Below are 19117 nucleotides of genomic sequence, written 5' to 3'. Positions count from 1 at the left end.
TTGAACTGTGAGTGTGCGCGATGAAAATCACCGGCGTTGAAATCCGTCCCGGCAATATTATCGAATTTGAAAAGGGGATCTGGAAGGTCACCAAGATCCAGCACACCCAGCCGGGCAAGGGCGGCGCCTATATGCAGGTCGAAGCCAAGAACCTGATCGACGGCCGCAAGCTCAACAACCGTTTCCGCAGCGCCGACACGGTCGAAAAGGTCCGCCTCGACACCAAGGATTTCCAGTTCCTTTACGCCGAGGGCGACGACCTGGTGTTCATGGACAAGGACAGCTTCGAGCAGATCAACATTTCGAAGGATGTTGTCGGCGAGGCGCATGAATTCCTGCAGGACGGCATGGACGTCGTGCTCGAGCTTTGGGAAGAGCGCCCGATCTCGGTCGAGCTCCCCGAAACGATCGAAGCGACGATCGTCGAGGCCGACGCGGTGGTGAAGGGGCAGACCGCCTCGTCGTCGTACAAGCCCGCGATCCTCGACAATGGCGTGCGCGTGATGGTGCCGCCGCACATCACGAGCGGCACGAAGATCGTCGTGCATGTGTACGACCGCGAATATGTCCGCCGCGCCGACTGATGGCTAAGATCGTCACCGACGCGCGGAGCTTTCGGGCCGACCGCGCGTGGGGGGCGCGCGATCTCGTCGAGGTCGAAGGCGCCAGCGTCCGTCTGCATTGGACGGACCAGCCTTATAAATGGCATGTCAACGACGGCGCCGAACTGTTTTGCGTCATCGCCGGGACGGTCGACATGCATTATCGAGAGGCGGGCGAGGAGCATGTTGTGCGCCTCGCCGCCGGCGACATGTTTGTAGCCGATGTCGGCGACGAACATGTCGCGCATCCGGTGGGCGAGGCCCGCATTTTGGTCGTAGAACGTAAGGGATCCGTATAGTGGCCGTATCGGGCATCATCACCGTCATGGAACGCGCCGCGCGCAAGGCCGGCACGAAGCTGCGCCGCGACTTCGGCGAGATCGAGCATCTGCAGGTCTCGCAGAAGGGCCCCGCCGACTTCGTGTCGAAAGCCGATCAGGCGGCCGAGCGTACGCTGTATGACGAACTCGGCCGCGATCGTCCGGGCTGGGGCTTTGTGCTCGAAGAAGGCGGAATCATCGAAGGTGAGCCCGGCAAGCCGCGCTTCATCATCGATCCGCTCGACGGCACCTCGAACTTCCTCCACGCGATCCCGCATTTCGCGATCTCGATCGCGGTACAGGAACCGAAGCCCGGCGGCGGCTGGGGCGACGTCACCGCGGCGCTCGTCTACCAGCCCGTCACCGACGAAAGCTATTGGGCCGAACGCGGGCGCGGCGCGTGGCTGCACGACCGCCGCCTGCGCGTCGCATCGCGCCGCCACCTCAACGAATGCCTGATCTCGACGGGCATCCCGTACATGGGCCACGGCAATATGGCCCAGTGGAGCCGCATTTTCGGCGCCGTCGCGCCTGAAGTCGCCGGCATCCGCCGCTTCGGCGCCGCCAGCCTCGACCTCGCGTGGGTCGCTGCGGGCCGCTACGACGGTTTCTGGGAAAGCGACCTCAAGGTCTGGGACGTTGCTGCGGGCATGTTGCTCGTGCGCGAAGCCGGCGGCTTCGTCAGCGATTTCCGCGGCGGCGACCGCGCGATCGAGCGCAGCGAATTCATCGCCGGCAGCGCCGCGGTGCATTCGAAGCTGCAAAAGCTCGTCGCGGGCGCGCTTCGCAACGCCTGATAATCTTGCGCCCTCCCCGCGAAGGGGAGGGCCGCAACATCACTTCTCGAAAACATACTCGCGAAAGCTGTCCATCAGCGACGCCCAGGTGTTGAACGTCTCGCCGACATTCTCGCGCGGGATGCCCGCGAAATCAAGGTCGACGTCCATTTCGAGCACCGGATCGCCCTCGTCGTCCTTATAGGCGCGGGCGAAGCGCTTGTCCTTGTTCCACTTGTTGAGCTTGTCGAGCGAGACGCCCTTCGCGTCGCTGAACCCCATATAATATTGCAGTGTCTTGCACTTCTTGCCCTCTTCGCAGTTCATGAAGAGGACGAGGAATTTCAGGCCGTTGCGATTGCTTTCCAGATAGGGATCGTCGCCCGCCTTGCTGACCAGCGTCGCGGGCCAGCCCTGCGACTCGAGGATCGCCTTGATCGTTGCCGGATTCGACGCGTTGATCAGTTCTGCCTGGGCTGGAGTCGCCGAGAAAAGTGCGGCAACGCCCAAGGCCAGTGCGGCGCGAGTGGTAATTGGTCCCATGGAAGCTCCCTTTATCCAAGTTGCGCCCCGAAAGCGCGGTACTCCGACCCTTTTTGCGTGGGGTATCACAGCGATAGGGGCTGTCACCAGCGGCCTTTATGCTTTTGGTCACACGCGATACGAAAATCCTGCCCGCAGCGCTTGCGACACGCGGCTTCGTGGCCTAAAGCGCCCCCGATAAACGGGTGCCAGGCACCCCAAAATATGAACAACAGAACTGCGAGCTCCCATGGTCGATCTGACGCAATATTTGCCGATCCTGATCTTTCTGGTCGTCGCCGTCGGCCTGTCGTCCGCCTTCGTCTTCCTGCCGATGGGCGTCGCGCGGCTGACCGGGGCGCACAAGCCCGATCCGGCGAAGCTGACCGAATATGAATGCGGTTTCCCCGCTTTTGAAGACGCACGCAGCCAGTTCGACGTGCGTTTCTACCTCGTCGCCATTCTTTTCATCATCTTCGACCTCGAAGCCGCCTTCCTCTTTCCCTGGGCCGTCAGCCTTGAGGAAATCGGCTGGGCCGGCTGGGCCACGATGATGATTTTCCTCGCCGAACTGACGCTCGGCCTTGTCTATGCATGGAAGAAAGGGGCGTTGGACTGGGAATGAGCAGCTCGATCATCCTGCCGCCCGGCCAGATGCCGGTTGCCCCGGGGACGAACCCCGACATGGCATTTTTCGACGACCTCAACAGCGAAGTCGGCGACAAGGGCTTTCTCGTCACCTCGACTGAGGATCTGTTCAACTGGGCGCGCACCGGCTCGCTCTGGTGGATGACCTTTGGCCTCGCTTGCTGCGCGGTCGAAATGATCCACGTCAACATGCCGCGCTATGACATGGAGCGTTTCGGCGCCGCGCCGCGCGCTTCGCCGCGCCAGTCGGATGTGATGATCGTCGCGGGTACGCTCTGCAACAAGATGGCCCCGGCGCTGCGCCGCGTGTACGACCAGATGTCGAACCCCAAATATGTCATCTCGATGGGCAGCTGCGCTAATGGCGGTGGCTATTATCATTACAGCTATTCGGTGGTGCGCGGCTGCGACCGCATCGTGCCCGTGGACATCTATGTCCCCGGCTGCCCGCCGACGGCCGAAGCCTTGCTTTACGGCGTGATGCAGCTCCAGCGGAAGATTCGCCGCACCGGGACGATCGAACGCTGATGACCCATGCCGCACCCCTCGTCGCCCGCCGCGCCCATATCGACGCGGAGCTGAAGGCGCTGCTCGGCAAGGACCTGCTCGTGCACGTCCATGCCGCCGATGAAGACAGCATCACCGTCGATCGCGAAGCGATCGCGGGCGTGATGATCGCGCTGCGCGACAAGATGGAATATCAGCAGCTGATGGAAATCGCCGGGGTCGACTATCCCGACCGCGCCGAGCGGTTCGAGGTCGTCTATCACCTGCTCAGCGTGACCAAGAACCATCGCCTGCGCGTCCGCGTCTGCACCGACGAAGCGACGCCGGTGCCGAGCATCGTGCCTGTCTGGCCGGTCGCCGGCTGGCTCGAGCGCGAAGTGTTCGACATGTATGGCGTGCTGTTCGCCGGCAATCCCGACCTGCGCCGCATCCTGACCGACTATGGTTTCCAGGGGCATCCGCAGCGCAAGGATTTCCCGCTGACCGGCTATACCGAGCTGCGCTATTCCGAAGAAGACAAGCGCGTCGTGTACGAGCCGGTGAAGCTCGCGCAGGATTTCCGCAATTTCGACTTCCTCAGCCCATGGGAAGGCGCCGACTATGTGCTGCCCGGCGATGAAAAGGCCGGCGGCACCGGCGAAGCGCCGGGCAAGGGTGCACCGACGCCGATGACCGCGGTCGAGGTCAAGAAGGCCGATGACACGGCGAAGGCGCCGCCGCCGCCGACCCCGAAGACGACCGAAAAGCCGGAACAAACCGGGGCAGGGGCGAAGGCCAACATCAAGGCCGCAAAGACGAGCCGCGATGGTGCGAGCGCGAAGCCTTCGACCAAGGCCGCAAAAACGCCGGCGACAGCGAAGGCCGAAAAGGCCCCGCCGAAACCGCGTGCGCCTCGCAAGCGCAAAACGGGAGGTGACGCATGACCGACTCTCCGAATGTCCATCATTATGGTGGCGATCTGTTCGAAGGCTATCCGGTCGACACCGCCAATACGGTGGGCGATCAGGCCGTCACCAACTACACGATCAACTTCGGCCCGCAGCATCCCGCGGCGCACGGCGTCTTGCGGTTGGTGCTTGAGCTTGACGGCGAGATTATCGAACGCGTCGACCCGCACGTCGGGCTGCTCCACCGCGGCACCGAAAAGCTGATCGAGTATAAGACCTATCTGCAGGCTTTGCCCTATTTCGACCGGCTCGACTATTGCTCGCCGCTCGGCATGGAGCACAGCTATGTCCTCGCGATCGAGAAGCTGCTCGACCTCGAAGTTCCGGCGCGCGCACAATATCTCCGCACGCTGTTCGCCGAGCTGACGCGCATCTGCAATCATATGCTCAACATCGGCTCGCACGTCATGGACGTCGGCGCGATGACCCCGAACCTGTGGGTGTTCGAACTGCGCGAGGATTGCCTCAACTTCTTCGAGCGCGCGTCGGGCGCGCGGATGCACTCGGCCTACTTCCGTCCGGGCGGCGTCCATCAGGATGTGCCCGAACGGCTGCTCTACGACATCGGCGAATGGTGCGAAAAACGCCTGCCGAAACTGTTCGGCGACGCGATGAGCCTCGTCATCGACAATCGCATCTTCAAGCAGCGCAACGTCGACATCGCGACGGTGTCGAAGGAAGACGCGCTGGCGTGGGGCTTCTCGGGCCCGATGATCCGCGGCAGCGGCATCGCGTGGGATCTGCGCAAGTCGCAGCCCTATGACGCCTATGCGTCGATGGAATTCGACATTCCCGTCGGCACGCGCGGCGACTGTTACGACCGCTTCATGGTCCGCGTGCAGGAAGTCTATCAGTCGGCGCGCATCATCCTGCAATGCCTGCGTGATATGCCCACGGGCCCGATCGCCAGCCTCGACCGCAAGGTCGTCCCGCCGAAGCGCGGCGAGATGAAGCAGTCGATGGAATCGCTGATCCACCACTTCAAGCTCTACACCGAGGGCTTCCACGTCCCCGCGGGCGAAGTCTATGTGGCGACCGAAAGCCCCAAGGGCGAATTCGGCGTCTATCTGGTCAGCGACGGCAGCAACAAGCCGTACCGCTGCAAGATCCGCCCGACGGCGTTTTCGCATCTTCAGGCGATGGACATGATGTCGAAAGGCCACATGCTCGCCGACACCACTGCAATTATCGGCGCTATCGACGTGGTGTTCGGGGAGTGTGACCGGTGAAGGTGTCGCGGATCACCCAAGCCTTTGGTGCGTGTGTTGGCATCGTCGCGTGTTGTTCCACCGCGCATGCGGCACAACCCAGTCCGGCCGCCGGCTTCATTGCAAAATTGTTTTCCGGCGAAGCTGCAACCGCAAAAGTGATGATCGATGGTTCGGTCGGCCTTTCCCGTCCCTTGCCCGCCTTCCCGGGGCAATATTCCATCGACGGTGCGGTTTTTGTCGAAACGATCCGAAATTGCGATGTTGAACGAGTTCGGAGCACGGTGTTCACCGACGCTGAGAGCAAGAGTTTTGAAGTCATTTGGAACTGTAGCGGAGCCAATTGGAAAGCGCAGGTTTCGGACATGGGCCAGTCGGTTACGATCTCGAACTTCGGCGGAGTGGTTTTTGCCCCGCCGGCACCGCCAATGCCCAATTCGCAAAGTGGTAAGCAATAATGGCCGACGCACCCAATATTCCCGACGAAGCCGAAACCCGCGCGCGCTGGGGCGCCTTTGCGTGGACGGCGGAAAATGCCGAAAAGGCGAAGGCGATCGTCGCGCGCTATCCCGCGGGACGCCAGCGCTCGGCGGTGATGCCTTTGCTCGACCTTGCGCAGCGCCAGGTCGGCGCCGAGACGCAGACGCAGGGCTGGTTGCCCGTGCCGGTGATCGAATATGTCGCCGCGCATCTCGATATGCCCTTCATCCGCGCCTATGAGGTCGCGACCTTCTACACCATGTACAACCTCGTCCCTGTCGGCCGCTATCATGTGCAGGTCTGCGGCACGACGCCGTGCCTGCTGCGCGGGTCGGACGATGTCATGGCCGCGTGCAAGAACCGCGGCATGGTGAAGGGCAAGACCACGCCCGATGGCCTGTTCACGTTGACCGAGGTCGAGTGCATGGGCACCTGCACCAACGCGCCGATGGTCCAGATCAACGACGATAACTACGAAGATCTCGACTACGACAGCACCGTCCGCATCCTCGATGCGCTCGCCGCGGGCGAACAGCCCAAGACCGGCCCCCAGACACCGAAGCGCCACACGAGCGAGCCCGAGGGCGGCCCGACGACGCTGAAGGAAATGGTCAAGGCCAACCATGACTATCGGAAGGATTGGTAATGGCGGTCTGGATTGCATTGGGTTCCGCCTTCATCGGGATCGGCATCATATTCTTCGCTGCGACCATCGCCCGCCGCGACAACAATAAGAAGGGTGAGTGAGGCCCGCCATGCTCGCTGACAAAGATCGCATCTTCACCAATCTCTACGGCTTCCAGCCGTGGAACCTCAAATCCGCGCAGGCGCGCGGCGATTGGGACAATACCAAGGACCTGATGAAGCGCGGCCAGGACGCGATCATCGAGGAGATCAAGGCGTCGGGCCTGCGCGGCCGCGGCGGCGCGGGCTTCCCCACGGGCCTTAAATGGTCGTTCATGCCGAAGGAACCGCGCGCCGACCGCCCGAGCTTCCTCGTCATCAACGCCGACGAATCCGAGCCGGGTTCGTGCAAGGACCGCGAAATCATCCGCCACGATCCGCACAAGCTGATCGAAGGCGCGCTGATCGCGGGCTTCGCGATGCGCGCGCGCGCCGCCTACATCTATATCCGCGGCGAATTCATCCGCGAAGCCGAGACGCTCTTCGCCGCGGTGCAGGAAGCGTATGACGCCGGCCTGCTCGGCAAGAATGCCGCGAAGTCGGGTTATGATTTCGACGTATTCGTCCACCGCGGCGCCGGCGCGTATATCTGCGGCGAAGAAACCGCGATGATCGAAAGCCTCGAGGGCAAGAAGGGCCAGCCGCGCCTGAAACCGCCGTTCCCGGCGGGCGCCGGCCTTTATGGCTGCCCGACGACGGTGAACAATGTCGAGAGCATCGCGGTCGTGCCGACGATCCTGCGCCGCGGCGCGCCGTGGTTCGCCTCCTTCGGGCGCGAGAACAACAAGGGCACCAAGCTCTTCCAGATCTCGGGTCATGTCGAGCGCCCGTGCGTCGTCGAGGAAGAGATGGGCATCACCTTCCGCGAACTGATCGACAAGCATTGCGGCGGCATCCGCGGCGGCTGGGACAATCTGCTCGCGGTGATCCCGGGCGGTTCGTCGGTTCCGCTCGTCCCCGCGGCCGAAATCATGGACGCGCCGATGGATTTCGACGGGCTGAAAGCCGTCGGATCGGGCCTTGGCACCGCCGCCGCGATCGTGATGGACAAGTCGACCGACGTCGTCCAGGCGATCAGCCGCATCAGCTATTTCTACAAGCATGAAAGCTGCGGCCAGTGCACCCCGTGCCGCGAAGGCACCGGCTGGATGTGGCGCGTGATGGAGCGCCTGCGCACCGGCGACGCCGACATCAGCGAGATCGACACCTTGTTCGACGTGACCAAGCAGGTCGAAGGTCACACGATCTGCGCGCTCGGCGATGCCGCGGCGTGGCCGATCCAGGGCCTGATCAGGCACTTCCGCCCCGAAATCGAACGCCGCATCCGCGAGAATGGCGGCGCGCTGGAGGCTGCGGAGTGATGGGTATGAAGCACGCGCTGCTTGTGTCGGCTCTGCTCGCCGGACCTGCGTCAACCTTCGCGCAGGGTTCGCAGCCTTCGTCCGTCACAACGCCCACCAATATGGGGCAGTGGGATAAGCACCGTGAACTTCGCGAGAAACTCGACCGGCAGGACGAGATGCGCGATGCGCGACCGGCGTTGGCGCAGCAGCTTGTACCGAAACAGCAGGTGATAAACGATTTCGCCGCTTGCATCTGGCGGCAGGCACCCGACAGGGTGCGTGCGGCGCTCGGCACCGCGGTCGATACTCCGGCGGAGCGCGCGGCGCTCAATTCGATTGCGCAATTTGACGCTTGCGCCAAGGTGCCGTTCATCAGCGGCAGGAGCGGCGAGTTTCGTGGGGCTTTGGCGGAGAACGCAATCCACGCCGACAAGGACCGCAAGGTGAAGCTTGACTCTCTGGCTCCCGTTCCCGCAGTCCGCGTCCCCGTTGCGCGCGGCCGCGCTTTTGTCGCCAGCTTTTCCGGCTGTATCGCCGCGGCCGATCCAGCCGGATCGCTGGCGCTCCTCGGCACGGCCGTCGGTTCGCATGAGGAAACTGCCGCCATGCGCGCCATGGCCGCCGCGCTGTCCGGTTGCATGCCAGAAAGCGCGCAATATCGGGTCGACGTCCGCGACGTGCGCAATCATATCGCAGACGCATTGTATCGAATGAGTGAGGTGTCGGGTGCCTAAAGTCACCGTAGATGGCGTAGAACTCGACGTCCCGCAGGGCGCGACCGTCCTGCAGGCGTGCGAGCTGGCGGGGAAGGAAATCCCGCGCTTCTGTTACCACGAACGCCTGTCGATCGCCGGCAATTGCCGCATGTGCCTCGTCGAAGTGTCGCCGGGCCCGCCGAAGCCGCAGGCGTCGTGCGCGTTGCCGACCGCCGAGGGGCAGGTGATCAAGACCGACAGCCCGATGGTCAAGAAGGCGCGCGAAGGGGTGATGGAGTTCCTGCTCATCAACCACCCGCTCGATTGCCCGATCTGCGATCAGGGCGGCGAATGCGACCTGCAGGACCAGTCGGTCGCCTATGGCCGCGGCGCGACGCGCTATGACGAGAACAAGCGCGCGGTCACCGAGAAGTATATGGGTCCGATCGTCAAGACGGTGATGACCCGCTGCATCCAGTGCACGCGCTGCGTCCGCTTTGCGGAGGAAGTCGCGGGCGTCGAAGATGTCGGCGCGATCTATCGCGGCGAGAATATGCAGATCACGTCGTACCTCGAACGCGCGGTAGGCAGCGAATTGTCGGGCAATATCGTCGACCTCTGCCCGGTCGGCGCGCTGACGTCGAAGCCCTATGCGTTCGAAGCGCGTCCGTGGGAGCTTTCGAAGACGCTCGGCATCGACATGATGGACGCAGTCGGTACCAATGTGCGCATCGATGCGCGCGGCCGTCAGGTTCTGCGCGTGCTGCCGCGCGTCAACGACGACGTGAACGAGGAATGGGCGAGCGACAAGACGCGCCACCATGTCGACGGCCTGACGCGCCGCCGCCTCGATCAGCCCTATGTTCGCGTGAACGGCGCGCTTCAGCCCGCCAGCTGGGCCGAAGCCTTTGCCGCGATCGCGGCGGTCAACGCCGGTTCGTCGGTCGCTGCGATCGCGGGCGACCTCGCCGATTGCGAGACGATGTTCGCGGCGAAGTCGCTGGTGAACGCGCTCGGCGGCAATCTGCTCGAAGGACGCCAGACCGGGCTCAACTATGATGTCACCAGCCTGTCGGCGGTCAATTTCAACACCGGTATCGCCGAGGCCGAAAATGCCGACGTGATCCTGCTCGTTGGCACGAACCTTCGCTGGGAAGCGCCGCTGATCAACACGCGCATCCGCAAGGCGGTGTGGAAGAAGGGCGCGAAGGTTTTCGCCATCGGCCCGGAAACCGACCTGACGTACAAGGCGCAGTGGCTCGGCGACGACGCTTCGCTCGTTTCGAAGCTGCCCGCAGCGGTGCTCGACGCGCTCAAGGGCGCCGAGCGGCCGATGCTGGTCTTCGGCGGCGGCGCGCTGTCGGTGCCCGGCGTCCACGGCGCGGGCCTCGCGCTCGCCAAGTCGGTGAACGCGATCAAGGACGGCTGGAACGGCTATAATGTCGTGCATTTCTCGGCCGCGCGTATGGGGTCGCTGATGCTCGGCTACGGCCTGCCTGGCGGGATCAAGGACGTGATCGCGGCGAAGCCGAAGCTCGCCTTCTTCCTCGGCGCCGACGAGGTCGATTTCGCGGCGCTGCCGGACACGTTCAAAGTCTATGTCGGCCACCATGGCGACAAGGGCGCGCATGCCGCCGACGTCATCCTGCCCGCCGCGGCGTGGACCGAAAAGGACTTCACCACGGTCAACACCGAGGGCCGCGTCCAGCGCAGCGAAAAGGCCGTGTTCGCACCCGGCGACGCGCGCGAGGACTGGAGCATTTTCCGCGCGCTCGCCGATGCGCTCGGCGTGTCGCTCGGCTTCGACAGCTTCGCCCAGTGCCGCGCGGCGATGATCACCGCGGTGCCGGCGCTCGGCGTCGAAGGGATTGCCGACTATGGCTGGACGGTGCCGAAGCTGCCCGCGAAGCCCGAGGCGCGCGCGATCCCGTCGCCGATCAAGGATTTCTATCTCACCAACGCCATCTGCCGCGCGTCGCCGACGATGCAGCGCTGCTCGGAAGAGCTGATCCATGGCGCAGACTTTGCGGAGGCCGCGGAATGACCCCGGTGCATGCGATTGCCAGCATCCTGCTGGTCGGGATGGGCTATTCGGTCTGGCGCGGGTTCAATCCGCGCAAGTCGGAAAAGCCCGGCCCGCATAACGGTTGGCGCAACCAGGACGGGACCCGGAAATGACCGAGACCTTCATCTCCTGGGGCATGGACCCGAATTGGGCGTGGGGCGTCGCGACGATCGTCGGCATCCTGCTCATCGCGCTGCCGTTGATGCTCGCGGTTGCGATGATCATCTATGCCGACCGCAAGATCTGGGCGGCGATCGCGCTGCGCCGCGGTCCGAACGTCGTTGGCCCCTTCGGTCTGCTGCAGAGCTTCGCCGACGGCCTGAAAGTGTTCCTTCAGGAAACGATCGTCCCGTCGGGCGCGAACCGCGGGTTGTTCCTGATCGCGCCGATCATCACCTTCACGGTGGCGCTGCTCGCCTGGGCGGTGATCCCGTTCAATTCGGGCGCAGTGCTCGCCGACATCAACGTCGGATTGCTCTATATCCTCGCGATTTCGTCGCTCGGCGTCTATGGCGTGATCCTGTCGGGCTGGGCGTCGAACTCGAAATATCCCTTCTTCTCGGCGATGCGCGCATCGGCGCAGATGATCAGCTATGAAGTGTCGATCGGTTTCATCCTGATCGGCGTCGTGCTCTTCGCCGACAGCTTCAACATGAACGAGATCGTCAAGGCGCAGCAGGGCCACGGGCTCGGCATCGTCAACGCCTTCGGCTTCAACCTGCTGCTCTTCCCGCTCGCGGTGATGTTCCTGATCTCGTCGCTCGCCGAAACCGCGCGCGCGCCGTTCGACCTGACCGAAGCTGAATCGGAGCTCGTCGCGGGTTACCAGACCGAATATTCGTCGATGAGCTTCGCGCTCTTCTGGCTCGGCGAATATGCCAACGTGCTGCTGATGTGCACGCTTAATGCCGTGCTCTTCTGGGGCGGCTGGCTGCCCCCGATCGACTGGGCGCCGCTCTATGCCGTTCCGGGCATTGTCTGGCTGTTCGCGAAGATCCTCTTCTTCTTCTTCGTCTTCAGCTGGGTCAAGGCGACCGTACCGCGCTATCGCTATGACCAGCTGATGCGGCTGGGCTGGAAGGTCTTCCTGCCAATCTCGCTTCTCTGGATCTTCCTGATCTCCGGCTATCTGATGCTGACGAGGTATTCATGAGTACCATTGCCCACCTCATCAAAAGCTTCACGCTGTGGGAGTTTGTGAAGGCGCATGCCCTCACGCTGAAGTACTTCTTCAAGCCGAAGGCGACGATCAACTATCCGTTCGAGAAGAACCCGCTGTCGCCGCGTTTCCGCGGCGAGCATGCGCTGCGCCGTTATCCGAACGGCGAGGAACGCTGCATCGCGTGCAAGCTGTGCGAAGCGGTGTGCCCGGCGCAGGCGATCACGATCGAGGCCGAGCCGCGCGAAGACGGCTCGCGCCGCACGACACGCTACGACATCGACATGACCAAGTGCATCTATTGCGGCTTCTGTCAGGAAGCGTGCCCGGTCGATGCGGTGGTCGAGGGGCCGAACTTCGAATTCGCGACCGAAACGCGCGAAGAACTGCTCTATGACAAGGCCAAGCTGCTCGCCAATGGCGACAAATGGGAACGCGCGATCGCGGCGAATCTTGCCGCCGACGCGCCCTATCGATAAGGGCGCGCGCACATGATCCAACTCTTCGCCTTTTACCTGTTCGCGACGATCGTCATTGCGTCGGCCGCGATGGTTATTTTCGCACGCAACCCGGTCCACAGCGTCATGTGGCTGATCCTCGCTTTCTTCAATGCGGCGGGGCTGATGCTGCTCGCGGGCGCCGAGTTCATCGCGATGCTGCTCGTCATCGTCTATGTCGGTGCGGTCGCGGTGCTGTTCCTGTTCGTCGTGATGATGCTCGACATCGATTTCGCCGAGCTGCGCGCCGGTTTCGTGCGTTACCTGCCGCTCGGCGCGCTGGTGGCGATCATCCTGGCTGCCGAACTCGTGTTCGCGGTCGGCGCATGGAGCGCGGGCGGGGTCGACCTCGCGGCGCGCGCGGCGCCGGTCGTCAGCGACAAGAGCAATATCCAGCAGATCGGCGAACTGCTCTACACGCGCTATATCTTCCTGTTCGAGGCGGCGGGTATCGTCCTGCTCGTCGCGATGATCGGCGCGATCGTGCTGACGCACCGCAAGCGCGGCGGGGTGCGCACGCAGAATATTTCGAAGCAGAACCAGCGCCGTCCGCAGGACGCAACGCGGCTGGTCGATCCGGGCGTCGGGCAGGGGATGGAACTGTGATTTCGGTCGGCCATTATCTCGCCGTTTCGGCGGTGCTCTTCACGCTCGGCGTGCTCGGCATCTTCATCAACCGCAAGAATATCATCGTCATCCTGATGGCGATCGAGCTCATCCTGCTGGCGGTGAACATCAACCTCGTCGCGTTCAGCGCGGCGCTCGGCGATCTCGTCGGGCAGGTGTTTTCGATGTTCGTGCTGACCGTTGCGGCGGGTGAAGCCGCGATCGGTCTCGCCATTCTCGTTATTTACTTCCGCGGCCGCGGCACCATTGCCGTCGACGATGCCAACCGGATGAAGGGGTAAACCGGTGATCCAGGCGATCGTTTTCCTGCCGCTGCTCGCGGCACTTATCGCAGGTCTCGGCCAGCGCGTGATCGGCAATGTGCCGTCGAAAATCCTGACCACGGGCGCGCTGTTCATCAGCTGCGCCTTGAGCTGGCCGATCTTCCTGTCGTTCGTGACGGGAAGCGGCGAGGCGACGGTGACCCCGGTTCTGCACTGGGTCCAGTCGGGTGCGCTCCAGTTCAACTGGGAACTTCGCGTCGACGCGCTGACCGCGGTGATGCTCGTCGTGATCACGACGGTGTCGGCGCTCGTCCACCTCTATAGCTGGGGCTATATGGAGGAAGACCCGGACCAGCCGCGCTTCTTCGCTTACCTCTCGCTGTTCACTTTCGCGATGCTGATGCTCGTGACCGCGAACAACCTCGTCCAGATGTTCTTCGGCTGGGAAGGCGTCGGACTCGCGTCGTACCTGCTCATCGGTTTCTGGTACAAGAAGCCGAGCGCCAATGCCGCGGCAATCAAGGCGTTCGTCGTCAACCGCGTCGGCGACCTCGGCTTCATGCTTGGCATTTTCGGTACCTTCCTTGTCTTCGGCACCGTCTCGATCCCCGAGATCCTCGCCGCCGCGCCGGGCATGGCGGGATCGACGATCAGCTTCCTGGGGATGCGTCTCGACACGATGACGATCCTCTGCCTGCTGCTGTTCATCGGCGCGATGGGCAAGTCGGCGCAGCTTGGCCTGCACACCTGGCTTCCCGACGCGATGGAAGGCCCGACCCCGGTGTCGGCGCTGATCCACGCCGCGACGATGGTCACCGCGGGCGTGTTCATGGTCTGCCGCCTGTCGCCGATGTTCGAAACCTCGGACATCGCGCAGGGCGTGGTGATGTTCGTCGGTGCCGCGACCTGCTTCTTCGCCGCAACCGTCGCGACGACGCAGTGGGACATCAAGCGCGTCATCGCCTATTCGACCTGTTCGCAGCTCGGCTACATGTTCTTCGCCGCGGGCGCGGGCGCTTATGGCGCCGCGATGTTCCACTTGTTCACGCACGCCTTCTTCAAGGCATTGCTGTTCCTTGGCGCCGGTTCGGTCATCCATGCGATGCACCATGAACAGGACATGCGCTATTATGGCAATCTGCGGAAATCGATCCCGATCACCTATTGGGCGATGATGCTCGGCACGCTGGCGATCACCGGCGTCGGTATCGCGGGCGTCGCGGGCTTCGCCGGCTTCTATTCGAAGGACGGCATCCTCGAGGCCGCTTATGCGAGCGGTGGCGGCGGTGTGGTGGCCTTCTGGGTCGGCATTTTCGTGGCCTTCCTCACCAGCTTCTATTCGTGGCGCCTCGTCTTCCTGACCTTCTATGGCAAGGCGCGCTGGGAACAGAGCGAGCATATCCAGCACGCGGTTCATGGCGAGCATGAAGATCCTTCCGAAGAACATTCGGCCGACGATCATGCGCACGCGCATCACCATGAAACGCACGGCGACGGCACCGCGGGCTATCACCCGCACGAAAGCCCGCTTTCGATGCTCATCCCGCTGATCGTGCTGTCGATCGGTGCGGTGTTCGCGGGCATCGCGTTCCACCACCAGTTCATCTATCCCGAAGAGGGCATGGCGTTCTGGAAGGGCAGCCTCGCGTTCGACGAGCATCTGATGCACGCCGCGCACGAAGTGCCGCTCTGGGTGAAGTGGACGCCGTTCACGGTGATGGCGATCGGCCTGTTCCTCGCGTGGAACAGCTATATTCGCAACACCAGTCTGCCGGCGCGCTTCGTGGCGCAGTTCAAGCTGCTCCACCAGTTCCTGTACAATAAATGGTATTTCGACGAGCTCTACAACATCCTCTTCGTGAAGCCCGCCTTCGCGATCGGCCGCTTCTTCTGGAAGCGCGGGGATGAAGGCACCATCGACCGCTTCGGTCCCGATGGCGCCGCCGCGCTCGTCGCTGGGGGGACCCGTCTCGCGGTCCGGCTGCAATCGGGTTATGTTTATGGATATGCGTTTGTGATGCTGCTCGGTCTTGTCGGCCTCGCCAGCTGGGCCATGGTGAATTTCCTGTGAGCGGCTTTCCGATCCTTTCGTTGATGCTGGCGGTCCCCGCGGTCGCCGCCATCCTTTGCCTGTTCGTCGGCGACAAGACCTCGCGTTGGGTTGCGCTCGGCGCGACGCTCGCGACCTTCGTCCTCGGCTGTATCCTGTGGGCGCAGTTCGACATCGGCGGCGCGCAGTGGCAGTTCACCGAGCGCGCCGACCTGTTCGGGCGTTTCCAATATGCGCTCGGCATCGACGGTATGGCCTTGATGCTGATCATGCTCAGCGTCTTCCTGATGCCGCTCTGCATCCTCGCGAGCTGGGACGCGATCAAGAGCCGCGTCGGCCTCTACATGTCGATGTTCCTGATCATGGAAGTCGTGATGATCGGCGTCTTCATGGCGCAGGATCTGCTGCTCTTTTACATCTTCTTCGAAGCCGGCCTGATCCCGATGTATTTCATCATCGGCATCTGGGGCGGCGCGAACCGTAAATATGCGGCGTTCAAATTCTTCCTCTACACGCTGCTCGGATCGGTGCTGATGCTGATCGCGATGATCGCGATGATCGCCGAGGCAGGGACGACCGACATCCCGACGCTGCTGAACTATGATTTCCCGGTTCAGATGCAGACGTGGCTGTGGCTCGCCTTCTTCGCCAGCCTTGCGGTCAAGATGCCGATGTGGCCGGTCCACACCTGGCTTCCCGACGCGCACGTGCAGGCGCCGACCGCGGGTTCGATGATCCTCGCGGGCGTGCTGCTGAAGCTCGGCGCCTATGGCTTCATCCGCTTTATGATGCCGATGTTCCCCGACGCGTCGGCGCAGCTGATGTGGATCGTCTTTGGCCTGTCGATGATCGCGGTGGTCTACACCAGCCTCGTCGCGCTGGCGCAGAGCGACATGAAGAAGCTGATCGCTTACTCGTCGGTCGCGCATATGGCGATCGTCACCGCGGGCCTCTTCGCGTTCAATCAGCAGGGTATCGAGGGCGCACTGATCATCATGCTCAGCCATGGTGTCGTCTCGGCCGCGCTCTTTTTCTGCGTCGGCGTGATCTATGACCGGCTCCACACGCGCGAGATCGACCGTTACGGCGGCCTCGCGGTGAACATGCCGGCCTATGCGCTGTTCTTCATGCTGTTCACCATGGCGTCGATCGGCCTGCCCGGCACCAGCGGCTTCGTCGGCGAATTTCTGAGCCTCGCCGGTATCTATGAAGCGTCGAGCTGGGTCGCCTTTGTGTGCACCACCGGGATCATCCTCGGTGCCGCGTACATGCTCTATCTCTACCGCCGCGTCGTGTTCGGCGAACTGACCAAGGACGATGTGAAGGCGATGCCTGACCTCAACGCACGCGAATGGACGATCATGGTGCCGCTGGCCGCCGTGGCGCTGTGGATGGGCGTCTATCCCGAAAGCTTCCTCGCGCCGATGCGCGGTGACGTGACCACCGTCGTTGCGCGCCTCGCGCCGGCGAAGCCCGCGGGTGACGCGCATCTTGCCGCCGGCAAGCCGAAACCCGCCGAGGCGCATGGTGAAGCCGCCCACGGATCGAGCCATGCAGGAGGCGTCCAATGACCGCCGACCTGATGCTCATCTGGCCCGAACTGATCCTGACGATCGGCGGGCTCATCACGCTGATGCTCGGCACCTTCTTCGGTGACCGCAATGTCGGTCTTTATCAGCTAAGCTCGCTGCTGACGCTCGCCGCCGCCGCCGCCGCGGTCGTCGCGCTGTTCGGCATCGAAACGACCGTCTTCTCGGGCACGCTGTCGGTCGACAGCTTCGGCGGGTTCGCCAAGCTGCTGATCTATGCCGCGAGCTTCGTCTGCATCGTCATCGCGCCGCGCTTCTTCAACGGCGGGATGCGCGCCGAATATCCGACGCTGATCCTGTTCGCGGCGCTCGGCATGGGCATCATGGCCTCGTCGCGCGACCTGATGACGCTGTACGTCGGGCTCGAGCTCAACAGCCTTGCCGCCTATGTGCTCGCCAGCTTCATGCGCACCGACGAGCGGTCGACCGAAGCGGGTCTTAAATATTTCGTCCTCGGCGCGCTCGCGTCGGGCATGCTGCTCTATGGCATTTCGCTGCTCTACGGCTTCACCGGCACGACCGATTTCGCCGGGATCGCGAAGGTGCTCGGCGGCGAGCTCAACATCGGGCTGATCTTTGGCATCGTGTTCGTGCTCGCGGGTCTCGGCTTCAAGATCAGCGCCGTGCCGTTCCACATGTGGACCCCCGACGTCTATGAAGGTGCGCCGACCCCGGTGACGACCTTCTTCGCTACCGCCCCGAAAGTCGCGGCGATGGCATTGATGACGCGCGTGGTGATCGACGCGATGGGCCCCGCGGTCGGCGCCTGGCAGCAGATCATCATCTTTCTGTCGCTCGCCTCGATCATCCTTGGTGCGGTCGGCGCGATCGGGCAGAAGAATATCAAGCGCCTGCTCGCTTATTCGTCGATCAACAATGTCGGCTTCATGCTCGTCGGCCTCGCCGCCGGAACGCAGCAGGGGGTCGAGGGCGTGCTGACCTATCTGCTCGTCTATATGCTGACGACGCTCGGCGCCTTCCTCGTCGTGCTCCAGTTGCGCGATGCCGATGGCAACCAGGTCGAGAGCATCCCGGCGCTCGCCGGCCTGTCGCAGCGCCGCCCCGGCCTTGCCGCGGCGATGGCGGTGTTCCTGTTCAGCCTCGCCGGTATCCCGCCGCTCTTCGGCTTCTGGCCGAAATATCTGGTCTTCGAGGCCGCGGTGAACGCGAACCTCGTGCCGCTGGCGGTCGCGGGTATCGTCGCCTCGGTGATCGGCGCTTTCTATTATATCGCGATCATCAAGACGATGTACTTCGACGACAAATCGGACACCGAATTCCCCGCGGGCGGCGGTGCGATCGTCGAGGATGCGGTGATTACCGCGAGCGCCTTGTGGCTCTCGGTCATCGGCTATCTCTTCATTCCCGTGCTGGCGGTCCTTTCGGCCAGCGCCGCCGCGGTGCTGTTCTGATACCGCCCATCGAGCGGATCGCGCAGACAGGTTCGACCAACGCCGACCTGCTGGCGCGGCTGGCAGGCGGCGAGCATGTCGGTGAAGGCCATTGGCTCGTCGCCGACCGCCAGACCGCCGGGCGCGGGCGCCTCGGCCGCGGCTGGAACGACGGGCAGGGCAATTTCATGGGCTCGACCGTCGTCCACCTGACGATCGGCGATCCTTCTGCCGCAACGTTGGCGCTCGTCGCCGGAGTCGCGCTCGCCAAGACCGTTTCGGCGCTCGCGCCGGGCGTCGACGCGCAGCTCAAATGGCCGAACGACCTGTTGATCGATGGCGCGAAATGCGCCGGCATCCTGATGGAACGCACGGGCAATTCGGTGGTGATCGGCATCGGGGTCAATCTGACCGCCGCGCCCGAACTCCCCGACCGTCCGACCGCGACGCTGGCGGCTAAGGGCGCCGACATAGACCGTGATCATTTCGCGGGCGCGCTCGGCATCGCGATGATCGATGCGCTGTGGACGTGGCGGCAGGAAGGCGTGGCAAGCATCGTGCGCGCGTGGATTCCGCAGGCGCATCCCGTCGGCACGCCGCTTCGCGTCTCGGAACAGGGCATCGACGGTTTCTTCGACGGCCTTGCCGAGGATGGCGCGCTGCGCTTGCGCCGCGAGGGTGGCGAGACCATGTTGATTCACGCGGGAGACGTCGAACTGCGGCGCCCGGTCGAGGGGAATTGAG

Annotated in this window: 22 protein-coding genes; 21 read left to right on the top strand and 1 reads right to left on the bottom strand. The window is 63.4% G+C overall.

Translation table 11 applies throughout. The annotated features are described in order from the left end of the window. Positions 1–20 precede the first annotated feature (20 nt). The 3 genes from efp to V8J55_RS14125 are packed head-to-tail and all read left to right on the top strand — an operon-like array spanning position 21 to position 1719. Positions 21–584, top strand: a complete 564-nt coding sequence (gene efp / locus V8J55_RS14135; protein ID WP_077029554.1) for an elongation factor P — start codon at positions 21–23, stop codon at positions 582–584. Continuing rightward, on the top strand, positions 584–901 hold the full coding sequence (locus V8J55_RS14130; protein ID WP_037510800.1) for a cupin: 318 nt from the start codon (positions 584–586) through the stop codon (positions 899–901). The genes efp and V8J55_RS14130 overlap by 1 nt, the downstream gene beginning before the upstream one ends. Further along, complete coding sequence (locus tag V8J55_RS14125) at positions 898–1719, top strand: inositol monophosphatase family protein (RefSeq protein WP_037510802.1); 822 nt, start codon at positions 898–900, stop codon at positions 1717–1719. Before V8J55_RS14130 ends, V8J55_RS14125 begins: the two co-directional genes overlap by 4 nt. Positions 1720–1758: 39 nt before the next feature. Here V8J55_RS14125 and V8J55_RS14120 read toward each other — a convergent pair whose 3' ends face one another. After that, the gene (locus tag V8J55_RS14120; protein WP_336446254.1) at positions 1759–2241 is read right to left on the bottom strand and encodes a YbjN domain-containing protein; all 483 of its coding nucleotides are present in this window, start codon (positions 2239–2241) and stop codon (positions 1759–1761) included. Positions 2242–2470: 229 nt separating this feature from the next. Between V8J55_RS14120 and V8J55_RS14115 the strand changes: the two genes are divergently transcribed. The 18 genes from V8J55_RS14115 (at position 2471) to V8J55_RS14030 (ending at position 19116) form a co-directional block, all read left to right on the top strand. Then, positions 2471–2845 (top strand): NADH-quinone oxidoreductase subunit A, encoded by a 375-nt coding sequence (locus V8J55_RS14115; RefSeq protein ID WP_037510808.1) that lies wholly within the window; start codon positions 2471–2473, stop codon positions 2843–2845. Continuing rightward, positions 2842–3396, top strand: coding sequence for a NuoB/complex I 20 kDa subunit family protein (locus V8J55_RS14110; protein WP_058537972.1), 555 nt, complete (start codon positions 2842–2844; stop codon positions 3394–3396). The genes V8J55_RS14115 and V8J55_RS14110 overlap by 4 nt, the downstream gene beginning before the upstream one ends. Then, positions 3396–4298 (top strand): NADH-quinone oxidoreductase subunit C, encoded by a 903-nt coding sequence (locus tag V8J55_RS14105; RefSeq protein WP_336446253.1) that lies wholly within the window; start codon positions 3396–3398, stop codon positions 4296–4298. Before V8J55_RS14110 ends, V8J55_RS14105 begins: the two co-directional genes overlap by 1 nt. Continuing rightward, positions 4295–5551, top strand: a complete 1257-nt coding sequence (locus V8J55_RS14100) for an NADH-quinone oxidoreductase subunit D (RefSeq protein WP_058537970.1) — start codon at positions 4295–4297, stop codon at positions 5549–5551. The genes V8J55_RS14105 and V8J55_RS14100 overlap by 4 nt, the downstream gene beginning before the upstream one ends. Then, entirely contained in the window at positions 5548–5988 is a 441-nt protein-coding gene (locus V8J55_RS14095) for a hypothetical protein (RefSeq protein WP_336446252.1), read from the top strand. Before V8J55_RS14100 ends, V8J55_RS14095 begins: the two co-directional genes overlap by 4 nt. Continuing rightward, complete coding sequence (locus tag V8J55_RS14090; protein WP_336446251.1) at positions 5988–6656, top strand: complex I 24 kDa subunit family protein; 669 nt, start codon at positions 5988–5990, stop codon at positions 6654–6656. The genes V8J55_RS14095 and V8J55_RS14090 overlap by 1 nt, the downstream gene beginning before the upstream one ends. Positions 6657–6765: 109 nt before the next feature. Beyond that, positions 6766–8055, top strand: a complete 1290-nt coding sequence (gene nuoF / locus V8J55_RS14085; protein WP_336446250.1) for an NADH-quinone oxidoreductase subunit NuoF — start codon at positions 6766–6768, stop codon at positions 8053–8055. 5 nt (positions 8056–8060) lie between these two features. Further along, entirely contained in the window at positions 8061–8771 is a 711-nt protein-coding gene (locus V8J55_RS14080; protein WP_336446249.1) for a hypothetical protein, read from the top strand. Continuing rightward, positions 8764–10776, top strand: coding sequence for an NADH-quinone oxidoreductase subunit NuoG (gene nuoG, locus V8J55_RS14075; protein ID WP_336446248.1), 2013 nt, complete (start codon positions 8764–8766; stop codon positions 10774–10776). Before V8J55_RS14080 ends, nuoG begins: the two co-directional genes overlap by 8 nt. Next, on the top strand, positions 10773–10910 hold the full coding sequence (locus tag V8J55_RS14070; protein WP_156419661.1) for a hypothetical protein: 138 nt from the start codon (positions 10773–10775) through the stop codon (positions 10908–10910). The genes nuoG and V8J55_RS14070 overlap by 4 nt, the downstream gene beginning before the upstream one ends. Further along, complete coding sequence (gene nuoH, locus V8J55_RS14065; protein ID WP_336446247.1) at positions 10907–11950, top strand: NADH-quinone oxidoreductase subunit NuoH; 1044 nt, start codon at positions 10907–10909, stop codon at positions 11948–11950. Before V8J55_RS14070 ends, nuoH begins: the two co-directional genes overlap by 4 nt. Then, positions 11947–12435: an NADH-quinone oxidoreductase subunit NuoI gene (gene nuoI / locus V8J55_RS14060; protein WP_037510831.1), complete on the top strand. Its 489-nt coding sequence runs from the start codon at positions 11947–11949 to the stop codon at positions 12433–12435. The genes nuoH and nuoI overlap by 4 nt, the downstream gene beginning before the upstream one ends. Positions 12436–12447: 12 nt before the next feature. Beyond that, on the top strand, positions 12448–13059 hold the full coding sequence (locus V8J55_RS14055) for an NADH-quinone oxidoreductase subunit J (RefSeq protein WP_137887997.1): 612 nt from the start codon (positions 12448–12450) through the stop codon (positions 13057–13059). Then, a complete protein-coding gene (gene nuoK / locus V8J55_RS14050; RefSeq protein WP_003051614.1) occupies positions 13056–13361 on the top strand; it encodes an NADH-quinone oxidoreductase subunit NuoK in 306 nt (101 codons plus the stop codon). The genes V8J55_RS14055 and nuoK overlap by 4 nt, the downstream gene beginning before the upstream one ends. 4 nt (positions 13362–13365) lie before the next feature. Beyond that, the gene (gene nuoL, locus V8J55_RS14045; RefSeq protein WP_336446245.1) at positions 13366–15414 is read left to right on the top strand and encodes an NADH-quinone oxidoreductase subunit L; all 2049 of its coding nucleotides are present in this window, start codon (positions 13366–13368) and stop codon (positions 15412–15414) included. Beyond that, positions 15411–16964, top strand: a complete 1554-nt coding sequence (locus tag V8J55_RS14040; protein WP_336446244.1) for an NADH-quinone oxidoreductase subunit M — start codon at positions 15411–15413, stop codon at positions 16962–16964. Before nuoL ends, V8J55_RS14040 begins: the two co-directional genes overlap by 4 nt. Continuing rightward, the gene (gene nuoN / locus V8J55_RS14035; RefSeq protein ID WP_336446243.1) at positions 16961–18394 is read left to right on the top strand and encodes an NADH-quinone oxidoreductase subunit NuoN; all 1434 of its coding nucleotides are present in this window, start codon (positions 16961–16963) and stop codon (positions 18392–18394) included. The genes V8J55_RS14040 and nuoN overlap by 4 nt, the downstream gene beginning before the upstream one ends. Then, on the top strand, positions 18316–19116 hold the full coding sequence (locus V8J55_RS14030; protein WP_336446242.1) for a biotin--[acetyl-CoA-carboxylase] ligase: 801 nt from the start codon (positions 18316–18318) through the stop codon (positions 19114–19116). Before nuoN ends, V8J55_RS14030 begins: the two co-directional genes overlap by 79 nt. The last annotated feature ends 1 nt before the right edge of the window (position 19117 follow it).

It is taken from the genome of Sphingopyxis sp. CCNWLW2 (assembly GCF_037095755.1).
Lineage (GTDB): Bacteria > Pseudomonadota > Alphaproteobacteria > Sphingomonadales > Sphingomonadaceae > Sphingopyxis.
Note: the sequence above shows the minus strand (reverse complement) of the source record. Positions and strands in the feature narration are given on the sequence as shown.

Excerpts from the sequence above, each read along its gene's own strand:
- efp (WP_077029554.1), top strand. The coding sequence starts at position 21 with ATGAAAATCACCGGCGTTGAAATCCGTCCCGGCAATATTATCGAATTT.
- V8J55_RS14130 (WP_037510800.1), top strand. The coding sequence starts at position 584 with ATGGCTAAGATCGTCACCGACGCGCGGAGCTTTCGGGCCGACCGCGCG.
- V8J55_RS14120 (WP_336446254.1), bottom strand. The coding sequence starts at position 2,241 with ATGGGACCAATTACCACTCGCGCCGCACTGGCCTTGGGCGTTGCCGCA.
- V8J55_RS14115 (WP_037510808.1), top strand. The coding sequence starts at position 2,471 with ATGGTCGATCTGACGCAATATTTGCCGATCCTGATCTTTCTGGTCGTC.
- V8J55_RS14110 (WP_058537972.1), top strand. The coding sequence starts at position 2,842 with ATGAGCAGCTCGATCATCCTGCCGCCCGGCCAGATGCCGGTTGCCCCG.
- V8J55_RS14105 (WP_336446253.1), top strand. The coding sequence starts at position 3,396 with ATGACCCATGCCGCACCCCTCGTCGCCCGCCGCGCCCATATCGACGCG.
- V8J55_RS14100 (WP_058537970.1), top strand. The coding sequence starts at position 4,295 with ATGACCGACTCTCCGAATGTCCATCATTATGGTGGCGATCTGTTCGAA.
- V8J55_RS14090 (WP_336446251.1), top strand. The coding sequence starts at position 5,988 with ATGGCCGACGCACCCAATATTCCCGACGAAGCCGAAACCCGCGCGCGC.
- nuoF (WP_336446250.1), top strand. The coding sequence starts at position 6,766 with ATGCTCGCTGACAAAGATCGCATCTTCACCAATCTCTACGGCTTCCAG.
- V8J55_RS14080 (WP_336446249.1), top strand. The coding sequence starts at position 8,061 with ATGAAGCACGCGCTGCTTGTGTCGGCTCTGCTCGCCGGACCTGCGTCA.
- V8J55_RS14070 (WP_156419661.1), top strand. The coding sequence starts at position 10,773 with ATGACCCCGGTGCATGCGATTGCCAGCATCCTGCTGGTCGGGATGGGC.
- nuoH (WP_336446247.1), top strand. The coding sequence starts at position 10,907 with ATGACCGAGACCTTCATCTCCTGGGGCATGGACCCGAATTGGGCGTGG.
- nuoI (WP_037510831.1), top strand. The coding sequence starts at position 11,947 with ATGAGTACCATTGCCCACCTCATCAAAAGCTTCACGCTGTGGGAGTTT.
- V8J55_RS14055 (WP_137887997.1), top strand. The coding sequence starts at position 12,448 with ATGATCCAACTCTTCGCCTTTTACCTGTTCGCGACGATCGTCATTGCG.
- nuoN (WP_336446243.1), top strand. The coding sequence starts at position 16,961 with ATGACCGCCGACCTGATGCTCATCTGGCCCGAACTGATCCTGACGATC.